This is a genomic window from Actinocrinis sp., from assembly GCF_035650855.1.
In the GTDB taxonomy this organism is placed as follows: Bacteria; Actinomycetota; Actinomycetes; order Streptomycetales; family Catenulisporaceae; genus Actinocrinis.
In genome coordinates, this window is the sequence record NZ_DASRGV010000250.1 from 1 (window position 1) to 22187 (window position 22187).

Consider the following 22187-nt stretch of genomic DNA (forward strand, 5'->3'; position numbering starts at 1 on the left):
GGGCACAGCTGAGGTCTGCCAGGCGAGGTGGCCGGCTCACGGGACCAGGCGGGGTGACTGGCTGGGTGACCGGCTCACGGACTCGGCTGGGTGGGCCCGCTACCCGGACCAGGTCAAGGTCGAGACGGGGCAAGCGGACGGAGGGACCGGGGGAAGGGGGGAAGGAGGGACCGGTGGACGGGCGGACAGAAGGCGGTTCGGGCCCTTCGGCCCTGTCGCTGCCGCCGGATGAAGCCTCAGCATCAGGTCATGGAAATCGATGCAAACGGGCTTGAGGTGCTCACCCGCGCCGAGGCCATCGCGTTGCTCGAGTCGCAGGAGGTCGGGCGGCTCGTCTACACCCGGCGCGCCCTGCCGGCGATCCGCCCGGTGAACTTCGCGGTGCGCGGGGGCGCGGTGCTGATCTGGACCGGGTCGGCGTCCTCGCTGGGACAGGCGGTGCGCGGGGCCGTGGTGGCCTTCGAGACCGACGAACTCGACCGGACAACGCGCTCAGGCTGGTCTGTCTCGGTGCTCGGTACCGCACAGCTGGTGACGGACGAGATCGAGCTCGCACGGGCACACGAGGACGGCCCCATACCGTGGGCGCCGGGGGTCAAGGACTACCTGATCCGCATCCCGCTGACCGTGGTGACCGGGCGCTGGCTCGGGCCGCGTGAGGCGTCCTTGCGGGCGAAGCCGGAAGCCGAGCCGGGGCGGTCCGCGCACGGCGGGCGCGTGCCGGACGGGGCGGTAGCGACCACGCGCGGGGACGGAAAGGTCGTGCCGAGCGGGTCGAGCGCAGTACCGTGATCCCGGAGGAGCGAACTCCGCGGCGCGCCAGGCGCGCGGTGCCGGTCGCTCCTTTGGAGAGGCGGTTGACCGTGGCCGACCAGCTTGGTGACGAGGTCTCAAGGATCCTGCCGACGCTGCGCATCGACGAGCTGCTCGACGAGCTGCAGGCGCGGCTGGCCTCGGTGCGTTCTTCCCGAGACCGGGTACGTCAGCTGCTTGAGGCCGTGGTCGGCATCGGCAGCGGGCTGGATCTCGAGCAGGCGCTCAGCCGGATCGTTCAAGCCGCCGCGACACTGGTGAATGCGCGTTATGGCGCACTCGGCGTCCTTGGGGAGGACGGGCGCCGGCTGTCCCGGTTCATCACGGTCGGCCTCTCCCCGGAGCAGATCGCCGCGATCGGGCATTTCCCGGAGGGGCACGGACTGCTCGGCGAGCTGATCCGGCATCCGGAGCCGCTGCGCGCCGAGGATCTGAGCCGGCATCCGAATTCTTACGGCTTCCCGCCGAACCATCCGCCGATGCATTCCTTCCTCGGCGTACCGATCCGGGTGCGCGACGAGATCTTCGGCAACCTCTACATGACCGAGAAGGACGGCGGCGCACCGTTCGACGCTGACGACGAGGCGGTGCTCACGGCGCTGGCCGCAGCGGCGGGCGTGGCGATCGACAACGCGCGGCTATACGAGGAGGCGCGGCGCCGGCAGGCCTGGCTGGAAACGACTGCCGAGCTGACCCGAGGCTTGCTCTCCGAGCAGGACATGGACGACGTGCTGGCCGGGTTCGCGCAGCGGGTGCGCTCCTTCGCCGCCGCCGATCTCGCCGTGATCGCGCTGCCGTCACCGGACAGCGGCGAGTTGTTCGTCGTCGCCGCCGATGGGCGGAACGCGGAGGGCGTGCGCGGGATGACCGTGGACGTCGAGGAGACGCTGATCGGCGCGGTCTACAAGTCGGCGCAGGCCGAGGTGGTCACCGACCTGTCCAGCTACCCGCGGTCCGGAAGGCTGCTGCCCGATGTGGTGTTCGGGCCGGTCCTGGCGGTGCCGCTCGGCACGGCCGGGCAGGTGCGCGGCGCGTTCGCGCTGTACCGGTTGGCCGGCGCGCCGCCCTTTGACGCGGCGATGGTGAATCTGACCGCTGACATGGCGGTGCAGGGCGCGGTGGTGCTGGAACTGGCCGAGCGGCGCCGGGACAGCGAGCTGCTCTCCCTGTACGCGGACCGGGATCGGATCGGCCGGGACCTGCACGACCTGGCCATCCAGCGGCTGTTCGCGACCTCGATGAGCCTGCAGGGCGCGTACAAGATCACGCAGAAGCCGGCCGTGGCGCGCCGGATCGCGCAGGCGGTATCAGACCTCGATGACACGATTAAGGTGATCCGCTCGACCATCTTCGCCTTGCACGCGCACGAGGAGGACCAGGACGACGCCCCGGGCGTGCGCGCGCAGGTCATGGAGATCTGCGAGCAGGCGGCCAGCCTGCTGGGCTTCACACCGAGTGTGCGTTTCACCGGTCCGGTGGAGCACCTGATCGGCCCGGACGCGGCGGAGCAGTTGGTGGCGGTCCTGCGCGAGGCGCTGTCGAACGCGGCCAGGCACGCGGGTGCCTCCCGGGTGGATGTGGATCTGACGGCGGACGGCACGCAGGTGGCGCTGCGGATCAGCGACGACGGCGTGGGCATCGCGCCGGGCGGGCGGCGAAGCGGGCTGACCAATTTGCTTGAGCGGGCGCAGCAATTCGGCGGCACGTTCACCGCGAAGCCGGGCGAGCGTGGCGGCAGTGTCCTGACCTGGACGGTGCCGACGGGGCTGGAAATCTCGGCAGGCGGCAACGCGGGGATCAAGGACTAGCAGGATCGGGGGTTTGGACGGGCTTTCGCTTCGCGGCGGACCACAAGCCCCCGGATTCGAGTCCAGTGGCGCGCCGGACCGGGTCGAAGGCCCCTGATCATGCGGCCCTCGCGGCGGCACGATCGAAGCATGGACAACTACACGCTCGCGGTACTCGAATCCAAGACTGCCTCTGACGTCATGAGCCCGCCGTGCGCCATCGTGCGCAGCGACACCAGCGTGTGGGAAGTCGTCGAACGATTCCTCACCGGTCCCGCGCGGCACGTTGTCGTCGTGGACGCGCAGAACCGTTCGCTCGGCGTCATCGGCACCCGGCATCTGGCCACCCTCTGGCCGCTGGACCCGAAGGTACTCAAGGCCACGCCGGTGCAGAGCCTGGGTTGCGCGGCGTGGATCGCGCTGCGTCCCGATGACGATCTGCGTACGTGTGCGCAAACGCTGACCGAGCACCACCTCGACGCGGTGCCGGTACTCGACGAGGACGCCCACGTGCTCGGCGTGGTCACCGCCCGGGACGTCACCCGCGCGCTGGCTGACGCGACCGACCGCAAGCAGCACGCCTGGCAGGAGTGAGTTCGATGCCTGAAATGCGGAGTGGTGCAGCCCCGATCGTCGTCGGACTGGACGGCAGCGAGGCCTCTATGGCCGCTCTGCGCTGGGCGGCCGAGGAAGCGGCGGCCCATGGAGCGCCGCTGATCGCGGTGCACGTGATCGACCCGCGCGCGCACCGATTCGCGCCATACGCGGGCCGCGCGCCGCACGCGATGCGTGATCCCGTGCACGACTCCGTGCGCGACGCCGACATCGCGGTCATGGACGACGCGGCGATGGTGGAGCAGATGGTCGCCGAGAGCGGCGTCGCGCACGCCAGGCGGGTCATCGAGGTGGGCGTGCCGAGTCAGGTGCTGGTGCGCCAGGCGATCGGTGCCCGGATGCTCGTGCTCGGGCAGGCCGATCACCACCGCCTGCGGGCCGGCGCCGGACCGTATCAGCCCCCTGTGCTCGGAGTGATCTCCAGGGCCTGTGTCGCCCGCGCGACTTGTCCGGTCGTCGTGGTGCCTATCCCCGCTCAGCGCCATGCGTCATCTGCGCTGCGACCCGAGCCGCACAGCGTCCCGGAAGTCCGGGTCCCGGCAGACCAGGGCGTGTCGGCCGAGCACACACCGGTCGAGGGCGGGCGCGAACTTTACCCACACCGGCCGGTGCCGATCGCGCACGGCTGACGCGGGAGGAACGGTTTGAAGGGAGCAGAAGGATGAGCAATATGCAGGCGAGCACCGGCGGCAGCGGTGCGACTCACGCGACCTCACCGGCTGCCGCGACGGTACGCGATGTCATGGCGAAGGACGTCATCACGGTCCGCTCCTACGCGACGTTCCGCCAGATCGCGACGACGATGCTCAGCCGCGGCATCGGTGCGGTACCCGTTGTCGACTCGACCGGGCGCGTGATCGGCGTCGTGTCGCGTACCGACCTGATCGCGAAGGAAGCCGCCGCCGCGGAAGGTCAGTCCGAGCTCTGGGAACTGCTGTCCCGGCGCGGACGCGAGGCGCAGGCCCGCAGCGAGGCGATTTCGGCCGGCCGGCTGATGTCCGTGAACCTGGTGACGGTGACCCCGGACACCGGTGTGGCGCGGGCGGCCTACCTGATGGAGCGTCACTCGGTGTCGCACCTTCCGGTGGTCGACGGGCGCGACGTCATCGTCGGGATCGTCTCCCGCAGCGACCTGCTGCGCGCCTACCTGCGTGCTGACCGCGAAATCCGGGGCGACGTGATCGAAGCGGTCTCCGCCTCGCTCTCGCAGCACGACGTGCGGGAGGTCGGCGTCGCGGTTGAGGACGGCGTGGTGACGCTGACCGGCGTCTTGGAGCACCCGTCCGACACTGCCGCGGCGGCACGCGCGGCGCGCGCCGTGCGGGGCGTCGTGACCGTGATCGACAGGCTGGGCGCGGAGAAGGCGGACTCGAGCGTGCAGGGTCCGTTCAACCCGGGGCCGATCTTCTAGCCTCGAGCCATGGCTGCTGAACTCGTGAGTGCCCGCCAGTGAGGTTGAGCTACCGGCGGGCACCGGTATATCCAGGCGCGTCTCTGCGAGTCAGGCGACGATTCCGAGCCGGGCGGCCGCCTCCCGCAGGTGCTCGCGGGCTTCGGGCCGCGCCGCCTTCTCGATCAGGTGCTCGGCCTGGATGCGCTGGCTGTGGCCGAACAGGTCCGCGCGGCCCTGGTCGGTGACGATCGCGGTGTGCTGGAACGAGGTGGCCGGCGTGCACAGCTGGGGCACGATCGTGGACGTGCCGCTCTTGGCGTGCCAGGACGGCAACGCGATGATCGCCTGGCCGCCGCGCGAGTGCAGCGCTCCGACCACGAAGTCGGTCTGGCCGCCGAAGCCGGAGTAGATCCGGTCGCGCGCGTACGAGGCGTTGGCCTGCGCATAGAGGTCAACCTGCAGAGCGGTGTTGATCGACGTCATCGCGTGCTGCGCGGCGATACGCGCTGGATCGTTGACTGTCTCGGTGCGCGCCATATGCAGCGCCGGATTGCGGTCCGCCCACGTGTACAGCTCGGGCGAGCCGAACAGGAACGACGTCGTCACCGGCGTGCTTTCGTCGAGCGCTCGGCGGGCCGACAGCTCGACGACGCCATCGCTGATCATCTCGGACCAGACCCGCAGTCCGGTGTGCTCGATGAGGGCAGCCAGCACCGCGTCGGGGATCGCGCCGATGCCGGTCTGCAGCGTGGCTCCGTCCTCGATCATCGGTGCGACAAGCCGGCCGATCCGCGCCGCGATCTCCGCCGCCGACGGGTCCCGAAGGCCCGCGGGAGAGGGCAGCGGGACGTCGTGCTCCACCGCGAAGTCGATGGCGTCAAGCGGCAGCTCGGCGTCGCCGAACGTGTAAGGCATATGCGCGTTGAGCTGCGCGACGACCACGCCGCCCGCGGCGAGGGTGCGCTCGATCGCGGCCGGCAGGATGTTGACCTCGACGCCGAGGGAGACCTTGCCGTTGCGTGGAGCGGAGGTGTGCAGCAGGACGATGTCCGGCTGGTGGGTGGTGGCCAGGATCTGCGGTACGAGCGAGAGTCTCGCCGGCAGGTAGTCGAGGCTGGGCAGGCCACGCATCCCGGGGCCGACGAACGGCGACTCGTGCCGCACGCCGTCGCGCACCGGGATTCCGGGCTGCGAGTTGAGCTGGAAGAGCCGGTATTGGGGCAGCGCCTTGTCGACGAGTTCCAGCAGGTGCCAGGGCGTGGCGTGATTACCGGACGCGACGACGCGCGGCTCGGGGTACGCGATACCTTCCAACAGCGACAGCAGCCGCGCGGAGTCGACGATTCTCATGTCTCGACGGTACGGCCCGCCACGCAGTCGATCGCAGGGACTAAGGTCCCGCGAACACCACGGAACGGCCCGAATCCGGGTAGGGACGTTCCCGGTGCCGTCACGTCCGTCGGACCTGCGGCGCTGCACGCATCCGTAGGACGAACGGCGCGACGCTGCGCGCGCGATCAGCGGCTCCGGCTTGGCGCGCGGGACCAACGGCCCGGTTTCGCTCGTGGCCTCCGACCCTGGGGCGCCGGGCGGTTTCGCAGGATGCTCATCGCATGACCCGCGGTCGAGCGGGCAGAAGGGGCGACTGCGATGACAATCGAGCTGGACACCGGTGGCTCCTACGCGCTGCTGACCGACGGCAGCTGCGTGCTGATCCGTGCCGCCGAGCCCGCGGACTGGCAGGCGGTGCACGACTTCGCCGCCGCGCTTGGCCGCGCGAGCGTCTACCGGCGCTTCTTCGGCTTCCCGAAGTATCCGGGAAAGCTGCTGGCCGACGCGGTCTGCGCACCGGCCGATGCGGCCGGGCCGCGCACCCGCGGCGCCCTGCTGGCGTGGCTGGACGGCGCGGTCGTCGGCATGGCCGAGTGGATCCGCGCGGCCGATCCGGCCGAGGCCGAGATCGCCTTCGTGGTCGCGGACCGGATGCAGGGCCGCGGCGTGGCCACCCTGCTGGCCGAGTACCTGCTGGACGAGGCCGACCGAGTCGGGTTGCACCGGTTCACCGCGATCACCCAGGGCGAGAACCGGGCCATGCTGGACGTGTTCGCCACCCTCGGCATTCCGGTACGCAAGAACTGGGACCACGGCACCTGGCTGGTGACCGTGGACCTCGACCTGACCGCCACCGCGCGGGTCGCCCTGCTGGACGCGGCGGCGCGGCGCGAGCGCATCGCGGACGACGCCAGCCTGCGCCGGCTGCTCGAACCGGGCTCGGCCGCCGTGGTCGGCGATCAGCAGGACCCTGCGACGCGGGCGGTGCTCGACCACCTGAGCGGATTCGCCGGCCGGCTCTGGATCTGCGGCCCCGACGCCGCGGACCTCGACCCCGAGGCGCGATTCGAGCTCGCGATCATCACCTCGCCGCCCGAGCACGCCGCGCATGCCGCGCAAATCTGCGCCGGGCACGGCGCACGCGCGGTGATCGCGACCTCGACAGCGTTCGACGACGCCTCGGGCCGCGCGCTGCTGGATGCGTGCCGCTCGGCAGGCATGCGGTTGCTGGGACCGGGCAGCCTCGGCGTGGTCAACACCGCGGTGCGCTCCGGCGCGCTGAACGCCAGCCTGGCCCCCGGGCCGTTCCTGCGCGGATCGGTGGGCGTCGCGGTGCAGTCCGGCGGCGTCGGGCTCGCGGTCCTGCGCCACCTCGGGCGGCTCGGCATCGGGATCGGCACCTTCGCGGCAGTCGGTGACAAGTACGACGTGAGCGCGAACGACCTGTTGATGCACTGGGAGGGCGACGAGCGGATCCGGCTCGGCCTGCTGCACGTCGAATCCTTCGGCAACCCGCGCAAGTTCGCCCGCACCGCCCGCAGGCTCTCCCGCCGGGTGCCGCTGCTCGCGGTCGATCCGGAGCAGTCGCCGAGCGAGGCGCGCACCGCTCTTTACGCCCAGGCCGGAATCACCGCCGTGCCGTCGATGGGCGCACTCGTCAGCGCGGCGGCGCTGCTGGCACACCAGCCGGCGCCGCAGGGCAGGCGGGTCGCGATCCTCGGAAACACCCGCGGCATGCTCAGCCTGGCCGTGCAGGCCTGCGTCAAGGAAGGGCTCGAAGTCGTCGCGGCGCGCAACGTGACCGCCACGGCCGACGCGGACCAGCTGCGGCGCGCGCTGACCGAGACCGTGGAATCCGAGTCCTGCGACGCCGTGCTGATCGCGCTCGCGCCGACGGTTCCGGTCGCTCCGCATGACGCGCTCGCCGCCGGGAGCGTGACCCGGAACCTCAGGGTCCCGGTCGTGGCCGTGCTTACCGAGCAGGCCGAGACCGTCAGAGTGTCCAGCGTCGGCAAGGGCACCCGCGGTGGCGACGCAATACCCTGCTACAACGATGCCGCTACCGCAGCCGCCGCGCTGGCCGCTGCCGCCGCGGCGACGGCTGTGCGGGAACGGCCGGAAGACCCGGAGCCCGAGCTTGGGCACGTCGACCGCACCGCAGTGCGCCGCGTGATCGGGTCGGCTCTCGCCTCGACACCGCGCGGGCGCTCGCTCTACGCCTCCGAGCGCGCGGAACTGTTGGAAGCCTTCGGAATCGCGTCCGCGCGCGGATCTGTCGACGACGGCGACGCGAACCGGTCGCGTCGGCTCACGGTCACCGCGTGGCAGGACCCTGTCTTCGGTCCGTTGCTCACCTGCACGCGTGACGGCGACCCGGACGCGGCCATGACGCTACTTGTTCCAGCCGGAGCCGGCGAACTCGCCGGAATGGCTCACACCGTCCTGTCTGAGCGGCACGCAACTGTAGTGGAGGGCGGTCGCCTTGCCGATCTGCTGGCTCGCATCGCAGCACTCATCGATGACTCCCCGCGACTGGCCTCGCTGCGCATCAACGCCGCACTCGACGCGAGCGGATCCGTGCGCGTCACAGGCGGCGATGGGCAGGTGGCTCCGGCGCAGCGTAAGGACCCGTACTTGCGTAGGCTGCGCCGCGCGCCGGTCGAATGAGAACGAGGTTGCCGCTTACTCGATCGGCACGACGGCGACCGGCGTCGGTGAGTGCGAGAGCAATCCCTGCAGCACATAACCGGCGCCGACCGAGAGCGGACTGCGCCGACGGTGCGCGCCGATCACCAGCAGCCGAGATCCGCGCGCCGCTTCGATCAGCATCGGCACCGCGTTGCCGCGCATAGCGGCCGTCGAGACGTCCACGTCCGGGTACTCCTCACGCAGCCCCTTGATCAGCGTGTCCGCCTCAGCGGTCTGATTGGTCTCGGTGAGGTCGAGGTCGCCGGTGTAGTAGCCGCCATAGGCCGGGTGCGGCCACCACGCGCGGACCACAGTCAGGGTCGAGCGCAGCGCCGCGGCCATCGCGAAGGCGTAGCGCATCGGCGGCTCCGCCTCGCCTGGCTCGACGCCGAGCACGATCTCGTTGTACGGCTCGCCCGGCTGCTCGCCGCGGACCACGACCGCCGGGCCGAGCCCGTGCGCGGCGACCTTCAGGCTGACCGAGCCGAGCAGCAGGCCGGCGAACCCGCCGTGCCCGCGCGTTCCGGTGACGACCATCGTGGACTCGCCGCTCGAGTCGATCAGCGCCTCCGGCGCGTTCGACTCAGACAGCTCGGCCCGCACGGCCACGCCGGGGAACCGCTCGCCCAGCCGGACCGCGATCCGGTCGACCAGCCGCTCGCCGTCCTGCCAGCGGGCCTCGGCGAAGCCGCTGCGTTCGCCGGCCTCGTGTCCGGCGACACCGTGTTCGGTACCGCTGCCGGGCCCGGCGGACAGGTCGAGCGCGTGCAACAGGAACAGCGGCACGCCGAGATCGGCGGCCTGGCGCGCGGCCCATTCGGCCGCGCGCGACGCGTTGTCTGAGGAATCGACGCCGACGACGATGCGCCGCGGTGTGGAAAGTTTCTGAATCATGGTGACTCCAGGTCTGGGGAAGGACCGCGGCGGGCGGATTCCGGCGCGAGCTCAGAACTCGAAGACGATGCGCGCCTGGACGCGTCCGGCCAGCACATCGGAGAAGGTCTCGTTGACCTGCTCCAGCTTCCGGCTCTCGGCGAACACCCGGGTGCGCCCGGCGCGGTGTAACTCGAAGACCTCCGCCAGGTCCTGGCGGGTGCCGACGATCGAGCCGATGACGCTGATCCCGCCGAGCACGGTGTCGAAGATCGGGACGGTCAGCGTGCCGCCCGCGGGCAGCGCGACGCACACCAGCCGGCCGCCGCGGCGCAGGCTGGCGAAGGCCTGGTGGAAGGATTGCGGCGAGGCGGCCAGGGCGATCGCCACGTCCGCGCCGCCCTGGGCCCGGATCTGCTCGGCCGGATTGTGCTCGGCCGCGTTCACGACGTGCTCGGCGCCCAGTTCCCTGGCCAGCTCCAGCTTGCCCTCGTCCAGGTCGACCGCGGTGACGAAACCGCCGGCGATGCGCGCGTACTGCACCGCGAGGTGGCCGAGCCCGCCGACGCCGAAGACCGCGACGTGGTCGGTCGGCCCGACCCCGGCGACCTTGATCGCCTTGTAGGTGGTCACGCCGGCGCAGGTGAGCGGGGCGGCCTCGACGGTGCTGACCCAGTCGGGCACCGGCACCACGTAGTCGGCGGCGGCCAGCGCGTACTCGGCGTAGGCGCCGTTGACCGAGTAGCCGGTGTTCGTCTGCGACTCGCACAGCGTCTCGCGGCCGGAAACGCAGTAGCGGCAGTGCCCGCATGCGGAGCCGAGCCATGGGATCGCGACCCGCTCGCCGACGCTGCGTACCTGCACGCCCGGGCCCAGCGCCTCGATCACGCCGACGCCCTCGTGGCCCGGAATGAACGGCAGCGGCGGCTTGACCGGCCAGTCGCCGTGCGCGGCGTGTATGTCGGTGTGGCATACCCCGCTGGCCTCGATGCGCACCAGCGCCTGGCCCGGGCCGGGGACCGGCACCGGCACCTGCTTGATCCGCAGCGGCCTGGCGAAGTCGGTGACGACGGCTGCTTTCATCATGGCGTTTCTCTGCCTTCTGCGATGGGGGGCGTGACGGGCCGGGCGGGACCGAAAGCCGGCCCGCAGCAGCCGGGGGCGCCGCACCGGGCGCCCCCGCACGACTCAGATGCCTGAGTAAGGGCGGCCCTGGAACTCGGGCCGCTCGGCTTCGAGCTGCCGGATCGGGTCCCACTGGCCGCGTCTGCGCCAGCCGTGCGGACGATGCACGACGCGGGCCATTTCCGGCACGGGCACGGCCAGCACCGGGCAGCGGGCGCGGCGCATCACGGCGTGCGCGACCGAGCCGGACCACAGCGTGTGCCAGAAACCCTTGCCGCTGCAGCCCACGACGAGCAGGTCGCGCGGATCGGCCGCCGCCGTGCACAGCGCGTCCCTGACGGGCAGGAAGGACACCGCCGTCTCGATCTCGATGTCGGTGGGCACGGAGCCGAGCGCGTCGAGGAACGCGGTGGTGATGGTGGTCGAGTCCACGCAAGCGATCGCGGTGGTGCGGGACCGCACGGCGTAGAGGGGGAGCATGCGCCGGCGCGCCTCCGCCACGGCGGTCCGGATCGCGGCGAGGCCGGTCAGCGAATCATCGATGCCGACGACGACGCGAGGGTGACCGAATTTCTTCATGGTGTCGCGCTCCTCTGGTCCGCTCGTGGCGCTCATCGCCGCTGGCTGCCGTCTCTCCGGTAATCAGCGTGCTGCCCGGGGCGGCAGGCGCAGTACGGTCGAACGTCCCGCCGGGGCCCGACCGTTGGCCCTGTCTTGCGGCGGACGTGATGGCGATCAAGCCCGGTGCGGCTCTGCTCTGCGGCGGAGTGGAGGAGCGGTGGAGCTGCGGGCGGAGCGGTTCCGCGCTCCGCCCGGACTCAGTGGGTGACTTCGAGGCCGTGGTGCGGGAAGACGGCGCGGCGAGTGGCCAGAACCGCGCGGTCGATCGGGTCGGCCGGATCGAAGCCGTTGGCCCACGGGCGCGGCTGCGGCTGGTGCCCGTCGGTCATCGACCGCGGCGCGATCTGCCCGGCGCGTTCGGCGGCGAAGGTCCGCCAGGAGTCGGGAGCTTCGGACTGTGGCGGGACCGGCCGGTGCGCGGCCTCGGCCAGTACGTGCGTCCAGATTCGCGGTACCACGTCGACCACCGCGTACCCGCCTCCGCCGAAGAGCAGCCAGCGGCCTTCTGTGTGCTCGTGCGCGAGACGGTGCAGTGCCTCGGCGGCCATGCGCTGACCGTCGATGGTGAGCATTAGGTGTGCGAGCGGGTCGAGCGCATGGCTGTCGCAACCGTGCTGCGTTACGAGGACCTCCGGCCGGAAGGCGTACAGCAGCGGCGGAACGATCGCGTCGAACGCGCGCAGCCAGTGCGCGTCGCGGGTGCCGGCCGGCAGCGCCACGTTCACGCTCATGCCCTCGGCGTTCCGGCCGCCCGACTCCTCCGGCAGCCCGGTGCCGGGGAACAGGGTGCTGGGATGCTCGTGCAGGCTGATCGTCAGGACTCTCGGGTCGTTGTAGAAGGCTGATTGCACACCGTCGCCGTGGTGCGCGTCCACGTCCACGTAAGCGACCCTGGTCGCGCCCTGCTCAAGCAGTCGTGCGATGGCGATCGCGACGTCGTTGTAGAGGCAGAACCCTGACGCGTGCGCGCGCATCGCGTGGTGCAGGCCGCCGGCCATGTTCGCGGCGTGCTCGGTCATGCCGGACCACACCGCGTCCGCCGCCGCCACGCTCGCCCCGACGACCAGTGCCGAGGCCTCGTGCATGCCGGGGAAGATCGGATTGTCGTCGGTGCCGAGGCCGTAGCGGCTGCGCTCGGAGCGCGTGGCGTGGGCGACGTTCTTCACCGCGGCGATGTACTCCGGGGCGTGGACGAGTTCAAGCACGCCGTCCTTCGCCGCGGCCACCGGCGCCAGCACCACGCCGGGGGCGTCGAGCACGCCGAGCTCGCGCGCCAGGCGCATGGTCAGCTCGACCCGCACCGGCGCGAGCGGATGGTCGTGCCCGAAGTCGTACGACGTGAGCGCGTCGTCCCAAGGCACCAGCAAGGTCGTGTCCATCGCGCCGTCCGTCCTCCAGCCTCCCGGTGCACCATCGCACCTTCCGCTCACTATCGCGCGTCGCGCGCCCGGCGTCTCGGGTCGTTCGGACGGCAAGCCCGGCGCCGGTTCGGGACCTTGGTCCCTTCCGGCCAGGCCGGTACGCCCTGCCGCGGGCCCGCCGCCGCTGGCGAAGCTGGCAGCACGACCGCGTACGTCCCCGAAAGGACCATGAGCCGTGGACGCGTTACTGCTCGCCCGCTGGCAGTTCGGCATCACCACCGTGTACCACTTCTTCTTCGTGCCGCTGACCATCGGCCTCTCGCTGCTGACCGCCGGACTGCAGACCGCGTGGTTGCGCACCGGCCGCGAGCACTATCTGCGCGCCGCGAAGTTCTGGGGGAAGCTTTTCCTGATCAACTTCGCGCTCGGCGTGGCCACCGGCATCGTGCAGGAGTTCCAGTTCGGGATGGCCTGGAGCGAGTACTCGCGCTTCGTCGGCGACGTCTTCGGCGCCCCGCTGGCGATCGAGGGGCTGCTGGCCTTCTTCCTGGAGTCCACCTTCCTCGGCCTGTGGATCTTCGGCTGGGACCGGCTGTCGCCGCGGGTGCACACCGCCTGCATCTGGCTGGCCGGCATCGGCACCATGCTCTCCGCCTACTTCATCCTGGCCGCCAACGCCTGGATGCAGCACCCGGTCGGCTTCGTGCTCGACCCGGCGACCCACACCGCGCGGCTGACCAGCATCTGGGCGGTGCTGACCAACTCCACCGCGCTGGTCGCCTTCGGGCACACCATCGCCGCCGCGTTCCTGATGTCCGGGCTGCTGCTGATCGCGGTCAGCGCCTGGCACCTGCGCCGCCGGCAGCACGCGGACACGATGCGGCCCTCGCTGCGCCTCGGTCTGTGGACAACCCTGATCGCCTGCGCGCTGACCGCGGTGACCGGTGACATCGACGGCAAGATCATGACCGAGCAGCAGCCGATGAAGATGGCCGCGGCCGAGGCGCTGTACCACACCTCGCAGCCCGCCTCCTTCTCGCTGTTCACGATCGGCTCGCTGGACGGCAAGTCCGAGGTCTGGTCGGTGCGGCTGCCCAACCTGCTCTCCTTCCTGGCGACCGGCTCCTTCCACGGGCAGGTGCAGGGCATCAACGACGTGCAGGCGGCCGAGATCGCCAAGTACGGCCCGGGCACCTACACCCCGGTCATCCCGGTCACCTACTGGTCCTTCCGGCTCATGATCGGCTTCGGCCTTGTCGCCGGCCTGGTGGCGCTGCTCGGGCTCTGGCTGACCCGGCGCGGGCGCACCCCGGAGCCGGAGCGGCGCTGGTTCTGGCGCGCCGCGCTGTGGGCGATGGCCCTCGGCCCGCTGGCCTCGAGCTTCGGCTGGATCTTCACCGAGATGGGCCGCCAGCCCTGGTCGGTGTTCGGGGTGCTGGCCACCAGAACCTCCGTCTCGCCGACCGTAGGCGCCGGCACCATCCTCACCTCGCTGATCGTGCTCACCCTGCTGTACGCGGGGCTGGCGGTCGTCGAGGTCGGCCTGACGGTGCGCGCCGCCCGGCGCGGGCCGGGCGGTTCCGGTGGCCCCGGCGCGGACCCGACTCCCGACACCGAGCCGGACCTCGGCTTCGCGTACTGACACAAGGAGTAAGGGTCCTAACATGTCTCTGCAGAACCTGTGGTTCACCCTCATCGCGGTGCTCTGGTGCGGCTACTTCATGCTCGAGGGATTCGACTTCGGGGTCGGCGTGCTGCTGCACGCGGTCGGCCGGGACGAGCGGGAGCGCGGCCTGATGCTGCGCACCATCGGCCCGGTCTGGGACGGCAACGAGGTCTGGCTGCTGGTGGCCGGCGGCGCGACCTTCGCCGCGTTCCCGCAGTGGTACGCGACCCTCTTCAGCGGCTTCTACCTGGCCCTGCTGCTGATCCTGGTGGCGCTGATCGTGCGCATCCTGGCGATCGAGTACCGCAACAAGGAGACCGATCCGGTCTGGCGACGCCGCTGGGATCTGGCGCACACGGTAAGCGCCGCCGTTCCCGCGCTGCTGTGGGGCGTGGCGTTCGGGAACATCGTGCGCGGCGTGCCGATCGACGCGGCGCACAACTACACAGGGTCCTTCTTCACGCTGCTCAATCCCTACGCCCTGCTCGGCGGCCTGACCACGCTGACCGTGTTCACCTTGCACGGAGCGGTGTTCATCGCGCTCAAGACGACCGGCGAGCTGCGCGACCGCGCGCGAAAGGCGGCGCTGCTGATCGGGCCGGGCGCGGCCATCTTCGCGGTGGGATTCCTGGTCTGGACGCTGGTTCAGGCAAGCGGTGGCTCGCACGGACACGTGGCCGCCGCCGCGGTGGTCGCGGTGATCGCCGCCGTGTCCCTGCTCGGCGGGCTCGCGGCGACCTGGCGCGAGCGTGACGGCTGGGCCTTCGCGGGCACCGCGGCCGCGATCGTGGCGACCACCACGGCCCTCTTCCTGACCCTGCACCCGGCGGTGATGCCGTCGACCACGTCGGCCGCGTACAGCCTGACCGTGACCAACGCGTCGTCGAGCCATTACACGCTGACCGTGATGAGCTGGGTGGCGCTCGCTTTCACGCCGATCGTGCTGGCCTACCAGACCTGGACGTACTGGGTGTTCCGAGCGCGCATCAACGGTGACGGGAAGGTCTCGCTGCCGACGGCGCGTAAGGCTGCTGACAAGGAGCTGCCACACCGCCACCAGGAAGGCAGCGCCGCGTGAAACCAGTCGATCCTCGGCTGGTGCGTCGTGCCCGGCCAGTACGGGCGTTCCTCGGCGCACTGGCCGGGATCGGCGCGGCAGACGCCGTACTGCTGATCGTGCAGGCCACGCTGCTGGCTGACCTGATCTCGGGGCTGGTGCTCACGCCACGATCGCAGGCTTCGTATGCGGGCCCGGTGGCCGGATTGATCGCCGCGAGCCTCGGGCGCGCGGCGCTGGCCTGGTTTCGGGAGGCCTGCGCGGTACGCACCTCCACGGCGGTGAAGGCTGCTCTGCGCGCCGACTTGATCAAGGCGCTGACGACCGGCCGAGTCCGAGCCGCCGACCGGGAACGGGCCGGCGAGGCCGCGGTCCTGGCGACCCGCGGGATCGACGCCCTCGACGGTTACTTCGCGCGCTACCTGCCGCAGCTGGCGCTGGCGGCGATCGTGCCTGCCGTGCTCGGCGTTCGCGTCCTGACGGCGGACCCGCTCAGTGCCCTGATCATCGCGCTCACCATCCCACTCATCCCGCTGTTCATGATCCTGATCGGACTCATGACCCGCGACCACATGGCTGAGCGCTGGTCCACCCTCGAGCGCCTCGGCGGCCACTTCCTGGAAGTGGTCGCCGGACTGCCCACCCTCGTCGCGTTCGGCCGGGCGAAGCCCCAGCAGGCCGCGATCCGGCGCGCCGCTGACGCGCATCGGCGGGCGACGAGCCGGACGCTGCGGGTCGCGTTCCTTTCCTCGCTCGTGCTGGAACTGATCGCGATGCTCTCGGTGGCGCTGGTAGCCGTGGCGATCGGCCTGCGGCTCGCGGACGGCAGCCTGAGCCTGCGCACCGGGTTACTGGTGCTGATCTGCGCACCGGAGGTCTACCTGCCGTTGCGCCTTGTGGGGGCTCGATATCACGAGGCGGCCGAGGGACTCGCGGCCACGGACCAGATCTTCGCGAACACTGTGTCCACGACGACGCCCCACGAAGGCGCCGCATCCGCCGCACACAACATCGCCATTGCCTCCGCATCTCCGGGCACCATCCGCTTCTCCGGCGTACGCATTTCCCGCGAAGGCCGCGCGGACCAGGTTGTGCCAGACCTCGAACTCCCCCTCGATGAGGGACGGGTCACCGCGCTGGTCGGCCCGAGCGGTGTCGGCAAGACCACGTTGCTGCACCTGCTGCTCGGCTTCGACACCCCGTCGAGCGGCCGCATCAGCGTCGGCGACATGCAGCTCTGTGACGCACAACTGTCCGACACGCAACCGTCCGACACACGACCGTCAGACACACGACCGTCAGACACAGACCTCGAACAGTGGCGCGCGCGACTGGCCTGGTTGCCACAGCGACCGCTGCTGACCGGCCGCACCGTCGCCGAAGCCATTCGGCTGGGTAAGCCGCTCGCCGCGGACGAGGAAGTGGTGCACGCCGCCTCGGCGGCCGGCATCGACTTTCCGCTCGACACACCGCTGGGCCGCGACGGGACCGCGATCTCCGGCGGGCAGGCGCGGCGTGTCGGGCTCGCGCGCGCGATCCTGCGTGACGCCCCGATCGTGCTGCTTGACGAGCCGACCGAACACCTCGACCCCGATACCGAGCGATCCATCACGGAATCGCTCCGGAGCTGGTTGCCCGGCCGCACCGCACTGCTGATCACACACCGGCCCGCGTTGCTCGAACTCTGCGACACGATCGTGCGCCTCGAGCCGTCGCCGCAGACCGAACCCGCACAGCCAGCCGCTACACCAGCGCCGCTCGAATCTGGCCGAGCCGTGTCACGTGCCGCTGCCGCCCCGCGCGCCATCGGCAGCGCAGCCGAGGAATCCGCCACACCCCGGCAAATCAGGACCCGAATTACTGCCGCGGCGGGACTCGCCGGTGCAGCCGCACTGTGCAGCGTCGGTCTGGCCGCAGCCTCGGCGTGGCTGATCGCCACCGCCGCGCTGCGTCCGCCGCTGCTCACCCTCCAGGTCGGTATCGCCGCAGTCCAAGCCTTCGGTATCGGCCGCGCCGTCCTGCGCTACGCCGAACGCCTCTCCGGACACGACGCGACGCTACGTCTGCTCGCCGACCTGCGCGTGCGGGTCTATCGCGCGCTCGCGCGGCGCGCTCCGGCCGGAATGGCGGCCGAGCGCGGCGGCGACCTGCTCGCCAATCTGACCTCTGATATCGACGCCGTGCAGGACCTCTTCCTCAAGGTGCTGCTTCCGGTGGCCGGTGTCGTGCTCTCGTGCTCCGGGCTGCTCCTCTTCGACCTGCTCGCGTTGCCGTCGAGCGCTCTGGTGCTGTGTCTCGGGATCAGCGTCGGCGCGGTCCTCGTTCCGTTGGTCGCGCGCGCGACGAGTCGAGGCGCCGAGACCCGCACCGCCACCACGCGCGCCCGCCTCACCGAGCACACCGTCGACCTGCTCGGTGCGCTGCCGGACCTTGTCGCTTACGGCGCGGCCGCGCGCCACGTGCAGCTCATCGCCGAGGACGATCGGCAGCTCAGCGTTCTCGAACGCCGCAGCGCGCTGGCCGGCGGGCTCGGTCAGGCGCTTAATCTCCTCGCCTCCGGGACGACCTGCGCCGCCCTCGCGGTAGTTGCCGGTCACGCAGTGCGCGCCGGGCACGTCGGCGGGCCGATTGCCGCAGCGCTCGTCCTCGCCCCGCTCGCCCTCTTCGAGCTGCTCGCCACGCTTCCCGACGCCGCGCGCGCCTATGACCACGGCAATGCCGGTTGGGAACGGCTGCGCCGAATCGCCGACGCCCCGCCGCTCGTGCCGACGCCTGAACGCCCGAAGGCGCTCGCGTGGACCGCCGAATCCGTGCTCACATTCGAGCGGGTCACCGCCGTTTGGCCCGATCCCGATCCGCGTTCCCGGCCGGTCATCGAGCCCTGCGACGACGCCGAACCGGCCGTGTGCGACGTGTCGTTCCAGGTACGCGCTGGCGAGCACGTCGAAATCTCCGGTCCGAGCGGCATCGGCAAATCCACCTTGGCCGCCCTCGCCGCGCGCTTCCTGGATCCGGTCTCCGGCTCTGTACGCATCGACGGCACCGACCTGCGCGAGATCGATCCGGACCGGGTTCGCGACACGGTGGTCGTCTGTGGACAGGACGCGCACCTATTCGATGCGACCATCCGGGAGAACCTGCGCATCGCCCGCCCCGATGCCACCGAACGCGAGCTGTCGAGGGTCCTGCGGGCCGTCCGCCTCGACGAGTGGATCGCCGCGCTGCCCAACGGTTTGGACACCGCGGTCGGTCAGTTCGGCGACGCCGTATCGGGCGGCGAACGCCAGCGCATCGCCCTCGCCCGCGTGCTGCTCAGCCGCGCCCCCGTCGTCGTGCTGGACGAACCGCTCGCCCACCTCGACGCGCAGACGGCTGCCGCCGTGGAGCTCAACCTGCGCCGCGAGCTGCGCGGCCGAACGGTCCTTTGGATCCGTCACGACCGGGCCTTTCGGCCCTCACCGAGCGGCGTTCGCCGCGTGACGATGCAAGAGGTGAATGTATCGGGGCCAGAAGCCGCAGATCCGATCGGGCCACCGCGGCGAAGAGGAGTAGTGACATGCCGCACCGCACCGTGGGCAATGTGATGACGCCGGCCGAGCAGGTCGTCACCGTGAGCCCGGGAACCGCGTACAAGGAGATCGTCAGGCTGCTGACGGAGCACGCGGTCAGCGCGCTGCCGGTGCTCGGCGAGGGCAAGCGCGTGCTCGGCATCGTCTCCGAGCACGACCTGCTGGCCAAGGAGAGCCGGGCGCAGGCGCCCGATCCGCTGCGGCCGCCGCTGACGCCGAAGGAGTCGCTCACCCGGCACAAGGCCCAGGCCGCCACGGCGGTGGAGCTGATGACGGCGCCCGCGGTGACCATCGGTGCGGAGGAGGATGTCTCCGCCGCCGCCCGGAAGCTTGAGGCGCACCGGATCAAGCGGATGCCGGTCGTGGACGGCAACGGCCGCCTCGTCGGCATCGTCAGCCGCCGCGACCTGCTGCGCATCTTCCTGCGCAGCGACGAAGAGCTGGAGGAGGAGGTCCGCTCGCTGCTGGTCGACTCGTTCTGGATCGCCCCGGAGGGCTGGACCGCGCAGGTCTACGACGGCCGCGTGCTGCTTTCCGGCCGGATGGACCGGCGCAGCACGGTCCGCATCGCGGAGAGCGCGGTGCGCCGGATCGACGGCGTGGTGGCCGTGGAGAGCGACCTCACATACGCCGAGGACGACACGGATCTGCGTCCGGTCAAGGAACCGCCCTTCAAGGGCGTCTTCTCCGGCTGGCACCGCGACCACAGCGTCTGAGACCAGACTGCTGGACTCGCCAGCTGAGGGGTTGACCGTCAGAAGACGGTCAACCCCTCAGCTGCGAACAGCTCGCGCGCCGCGCTGACCTGCCGGTCGGTCGGCGTCGGGGTGTCGGCGAGGGGAAACGGGATGCCGAGCGCCGCGTACTTCGCCGCACCGAGCTTGTGGAAGGGCAGCACGTCGACACGCTCGACATTGCCGAGCGAGGCCGCGAAGCGGGCCACTCCCGCGACGTTCGCAGCGGCGTCGGTCAGGCCCGGCACGAGGACGAAACGCAGGTGCACCGGTACCGGCTGCGGCCGATCCGCGAGTCGGCGCGCGAAGGCGAGGGTCGGGTGCAGGTCCCGGCCGGTGAGGCGGCGGTACAGCGCCCGGTCCCAGGACTTGATGTCCAGCAGGACCAAATCCGTCGCGGCCAGCAGACCGTCGCCGGCCCGGGCGCCGAGGTACCCGGAGGTGTCCAGCGCGGTGTGCAATCCCAGCGCCCCGAACCCCTGGAGCAGCGCGGCGGTGAATCGGGGCTGAAGCAGTGGTTCGCCACCGCTGACTGTCGCCCCGCCGCCAGCCGACCGGATGAAGGGTGCGTACTTGGCCGCTTCCGCGACCAGGTCCGCCGACTCGATCTGCTGCCCGTCGCGCATCCGCCACGTGTCAGGGTTATGGCAGTAGGCACAGCGCAGCGGGCAGCCTTGGGTGAACACCACGAACCGTGTTCCGGGCCCGTCCACTCCCGTAGAAAGGTCCCAGGAGTGGATCGATCCGAGGACTGACGCGACGCTGATTTCTGTTGTCTCGACGCCAGGGCCCGTCATGCCGGTCATGGCGTCGCCTCGTGCTGTGCTCATGCCTTTCAAGGCGCCTCGTGGAAGGTGCGGCTGATCACGTCGAGCTGTTGCTCGCGGCTCAGTCGGACGAAGTTGACCGCGTATCCGGAGACCCGGATGGTGAGCTGCGGGTAGTTCTCAGGGTGCTCCATCGCATCCTCGAGCACGGCCCGATCCAGAACATTGACATTCATGTGGTAGCCGCCGGAAGCGAAGTACCCGTCGAGGATTCCGGCCAGGTTCGCGGTCCGCTCGCCCGGCTCCCGCCCGAGGCCGGAGGGCACGATGGTCGCGGTCAGCGAGATGCCGTCCTGCGCGTAGTCGTAGGGCAGCTTCGCCACCGAGAGCGCCGCGGCGACGAGCCCGTGGCGGTCGCGTCCGTTCATCGGGTTCGCGCCGGGGGAGAAGGCCACACCGGCGCGCCGGCCGTCCGGAGTGTTCCCGGTCTTGTGGCCGTAGACCACGTTCGAGGTGATGGTCAGCACCGACTGGGTGTGCCGCGCGCCGCGATACGCCGGATACCGGCGGATCTTGGTCATGAACCGGTCCACCAGATCGACCGCGATCGCGTCCGCGCGCTCGTCGTTGTTGCCGTAGGCCGGGAACTCGCCCGTGGTCTCGAAGTCCGTCGCCAGGCCGCTCTCGTCCCGCAGCACCCTTACTCTCGCGTACTTGACCGCCGACAGCGAGTCCGCCGCGACGGCGAGCCCTGCGATGCCGCAGGCCATCGTGCGCTCGACGTCGCGGTCGTGCAGCGCCATCTCGATCCGCTCGTAGGAGTACTTGTCGTGCATGTAGTGGATCACGTTGAGGGCGTGCACATACGTCTCGGCCAGCCAGTCGAGCACCTTGTCCAGCGCGACGTCGAGCTTGTCATAGTCCAGATACTCGTCCGCGATCGGCTCGAGCCCCGGCGCCACGACCGCGCCGCTGATCTCGTCCCGGCCGCCGTTGATCGCGTACAGCAGCGCCTTGGCCAGATTGACCCGCGCGCCGAAGAACTGCATCTGCTTGCCAACCCGCATCGCGGAGACGCAGCAGGCGATCGCGGTGTCGTCGCCGGTGTGCCGCCGGGTCAGCTCGTCCGACTCGTACTGGATCGCGCTGGTGTCGATGGACACCTTGGCGCAGAAGTCCTTGAACCCGCGCGGCAATCGGCTCGACCACAGCACGGTCAGGTTCGGTTCCGGCGCGGAGCCGAGGTTGTAGAGCGTCTGCAGGAACCGGAAACTGGTGCGCGTCACCAGCGGCCGACCGTCGCGGCCGGTGCCGCCGATCGTCTCGGTCACCCAGGTCGGGTCGCCGGAGAACAGCTCGTCGTAGTCGGGCGTGCGCAGGAAACGCACGATCCGCAGCTTGATCACGAAGTCGTCGATCAACTCCTGCGCCGAGCTCTCATCCAGCCGCCCGGCCGCCAGATCGCGAGCCAGGTAGACGTCGAGGAAGGTGGAGACCCTGCCGAGCGACATGGCCGCGCCGTTCTGCTCCTTGACCGCCGCCAGGAACCCGAAGTACAGCCACTGGATCGCCTCGCGCGCCGTCGCCGCCGGACCGGAGGTGTCGAACCCGTACGAAGCAGCCATCTGCTTCAGTTCACCCAGGGCCCTGATCTGCTCGGCCAGCTCTTCGCGCAGCCGGATAGTCTCGTCGTCGGCCCAGAGCGCGTCCAGCTCGGCGCGCTCCTTCCGCTTCGCGGCGATCAGCCGATCCACGCCGTAAAGCGCGACACGCCGGTAGTCGCCGA

The 22187-nt window shown here is 70.8% G+C and carries 17 protein-coding genes; 10 read left to right on the forward strand and 7 right to left on the reverse strand.

What is annotated here, in order from left to right; translation table 11 throughout:
- The first annotated feature begins 249 nt into the window (after positions 1-249).
- The 5 genes from VFB40_RS18085 to VFB40_RS18105 all read left to right on the forward strand — a co-directional run bounded on the left by VFB40_RS18085 (position 250) and on the right by VFB40_RS18105 (position 4626).
- Complete coding sequence (locus VFB40_RS18085; RefSeq protein ID WP_324852158.1) at positions 250-792, forward strand: pyridoxamine 5'-phosphate oxidase family protein; 543 nt, start codon at positions 250-252, stop codon at positions 790-792.
- A gap of 71 nt (positions 793-863) precedes the next feature.
- Positions 864-2621 (forward strand): sensor histidine kinase, encoded by a 1758-nt coding sequence (locus VFB40_RS18090; protein WP_324852161.1) that lies wholly within the window; start codon positions 864-866, stop codon positions 2619-2621.
- 129 nt (positions 2622-2750) lie between these two features.
- On the forward strand, positions 2751-3194 hold the full coding sequence (locus tag VFB40_RS18095) for a CBS domain-containing protein (protein WP_324852163.1): 444 nt from the start codon (positions 2751-2753) through the stop codon (positions 3192-3194).
- 5 nt (positions 3195-3199) lie between these two features.
- Complete coding sequence (locus VFB40_RS18100) at positions 3200-3844, forward strand: universal stress protein (protein WP_324852165.1); 645 nt, start codon at positions 3200-3202, stop codon at positions 3842-3844.
- Positions 3845-3876: 32 nt separating this feature from the next.
- Positions 3877-4626 carry a CBS domain-containing protein gene (locus VFB40_RS18105; protein WP_324852167.1) on the forward strand — a complete coding sequence of 250 codons (750 nt, stop codon included), beginning with the start codon at positions 3877-3879 and terminating at the stop codon, positions 4624-4626.
- Between the two features lie 90 nt (positions 4627-4716).
- Here VFB40_RS18105 and VFB40_RS18110 read toward each other — a convergent pair whose 3' ends face one another.
- On the reverse strand, positions 4717-5958 hold the full coding sequence (locus VFB40_RS18110) for an acetyl-CoA hydrolase/transferase family protein (protein ID WP_324852169.1): 1242 nt from the start codon (positions 5956-5958) through the stop codon (positions 4717-4719).
- 300 nt (positions 5959-6258) lie between these two features.
- On the opposite strand from VFB40_RS18110, the gene VFB40_RS18115 reads away from it, so the two are divergent.
- The gene (locus tag VFB40_RS18115) at positions 6259-8607 is read left to right on the forward strand and encodes a GNAT family N-acetyltransferase (protein ID WP_324852171.1); all 2349 of its coding nucleotides are present in this window, start codon (positions 6259-6261) and stop codon (positions 8605-8607) included.
- Positions 8608-8622: 15 nt separating this feature from the next.
- On the opposite strand, the gene VFB40_RS18120 is transcribed toward VFB40_RS18115, so the two are convergent.
- From VFB40_RS18120 to VFB40_RS18135, 4 genes are all read right to left on the reverse strand, one after another.
- The gene (locus VFB40_RS18120; RefSeq protein ID WP_324852173.1) at positions 8623-9522 is read right to left on the reverse strand and encodes a universal stress protein; all 900 of its coding nucleotides are present in this window, start codon (positions 9520-9522) and stop codon (positions 8623-8625) included.
- A 51-nt stretch (positions 9523-9573) separates the two neighbouring features.
- Positions 9574-10584 carry a zinc-dependent alcohol dehydrogenase gene (locus VFB40_RS18125; RefSeq protein ID WP_349261535.1) on the reverse strand — a complete coding sequence of 337 codons (1011 nt, stop codon included), beginning with the start codon at positions 10582-10584 and terminating at the stop codon, positions 9574-9576.
- A 105-nt stretch (positions 10585-10689) separates the two neighbouring features.
- Positions 10690-11205, reverse strand: coding sequence for a universal stress protein (locus VFB40_RS18130; protein ID WP_324852178.1), 516 nt, complete (start codon positions 11203-11205; stop codon positions 10690-10692).
- Positions 11206-11444: 239 nt separating this feature from the next.
- Positions 11445-12626, reverse strand: a complete 1182-nt coding sequence (locus tag VFB40_RS18135) for an acetoin utilization protein AcuC (RefSeq protein ID WP_324852180.1) — start codon at positions 12624-12626, stop codon at positions 11445-11447.
- 217 nt (positions 12627-12843) lie between these two features.
- On the opposite strand from VFB40_RS18135, the gene VFB40_RS18140 reads away from it, so the two are divergent.
- From VFB40_RS18140 to VFB40_RS18155, 4 genes are read left to right on the forward strand one after another with little or no spacing between them, the layout of a single operon-like run.
- Positions 12844-14250, forward strand: coding sequence for a cytochrome ubiquinol oxidase subunit I (locus tag VFB40_RS18140; protein WP_324852182.1), 1407 nt, complete (start codon positions 12844-12846; stop codon positions 14248-14250).
- A 22-nt stretch (positions 14251-14272) separates the two neighbouring features.
- Entirely contained in the window at positions 14273-15352 is a 1080-nt protein-coding gene (cydB, locus tag VFB40_RS18145) for a cytochrome d ubiquinol oxidase subunit II (RefSeq protein ID WP_324852184.1), read from the forward strand.
- 20 nt (positions 15353-15372) lie between these two features.
- Complete coding sequence (gene cydD, locus VFB40_RS18150) at positions 15373-18915, forward strand: thiol reductant ABC exporter subunit CydD (protein ID WP_324852186.1); 3543 nt, start codon at positions 15373-15375, stop codon at positions 18913-18915.
- A complete protein-coding gene (locus VFB40_RS18155; protein WP_324852188.1) occupies positions 18888-19616 on the forward strand; it encodes a CBS domain-containing protein in 729 nt (242 codons plus the stop codon). The genes cydD and VFB40_RS18155 overlap by 28 nt, the downstream gene beginning before the upstream one ends.
- Before the next feature lie 38 nt (positions 19617-19654).
- Here VFB40_RS18155 and pflA read toward each other — a convergent pair whose 3' ends face one another.
- Positions 19655-20440, reverse strand: coding sequence for a pyruvate formate-lyase-activating protein (gene pflA, locus VFB40_RS18160; RefSeq protein ID WP_349261536.1), 786 nt, complete (start codon positions 20438-20440; stop codon positions 19655-19657).
- A 29-nt stretch (positions 20441-20469) separates the two neighbouring features.
- The coding region (locus VFB40_RS18170) for a pyruvate formate lyase family protein (protein ID WP_349261534.1) at positions 20470-22187 on the reverse strand (1718 nt) is incomplete at its 5' end.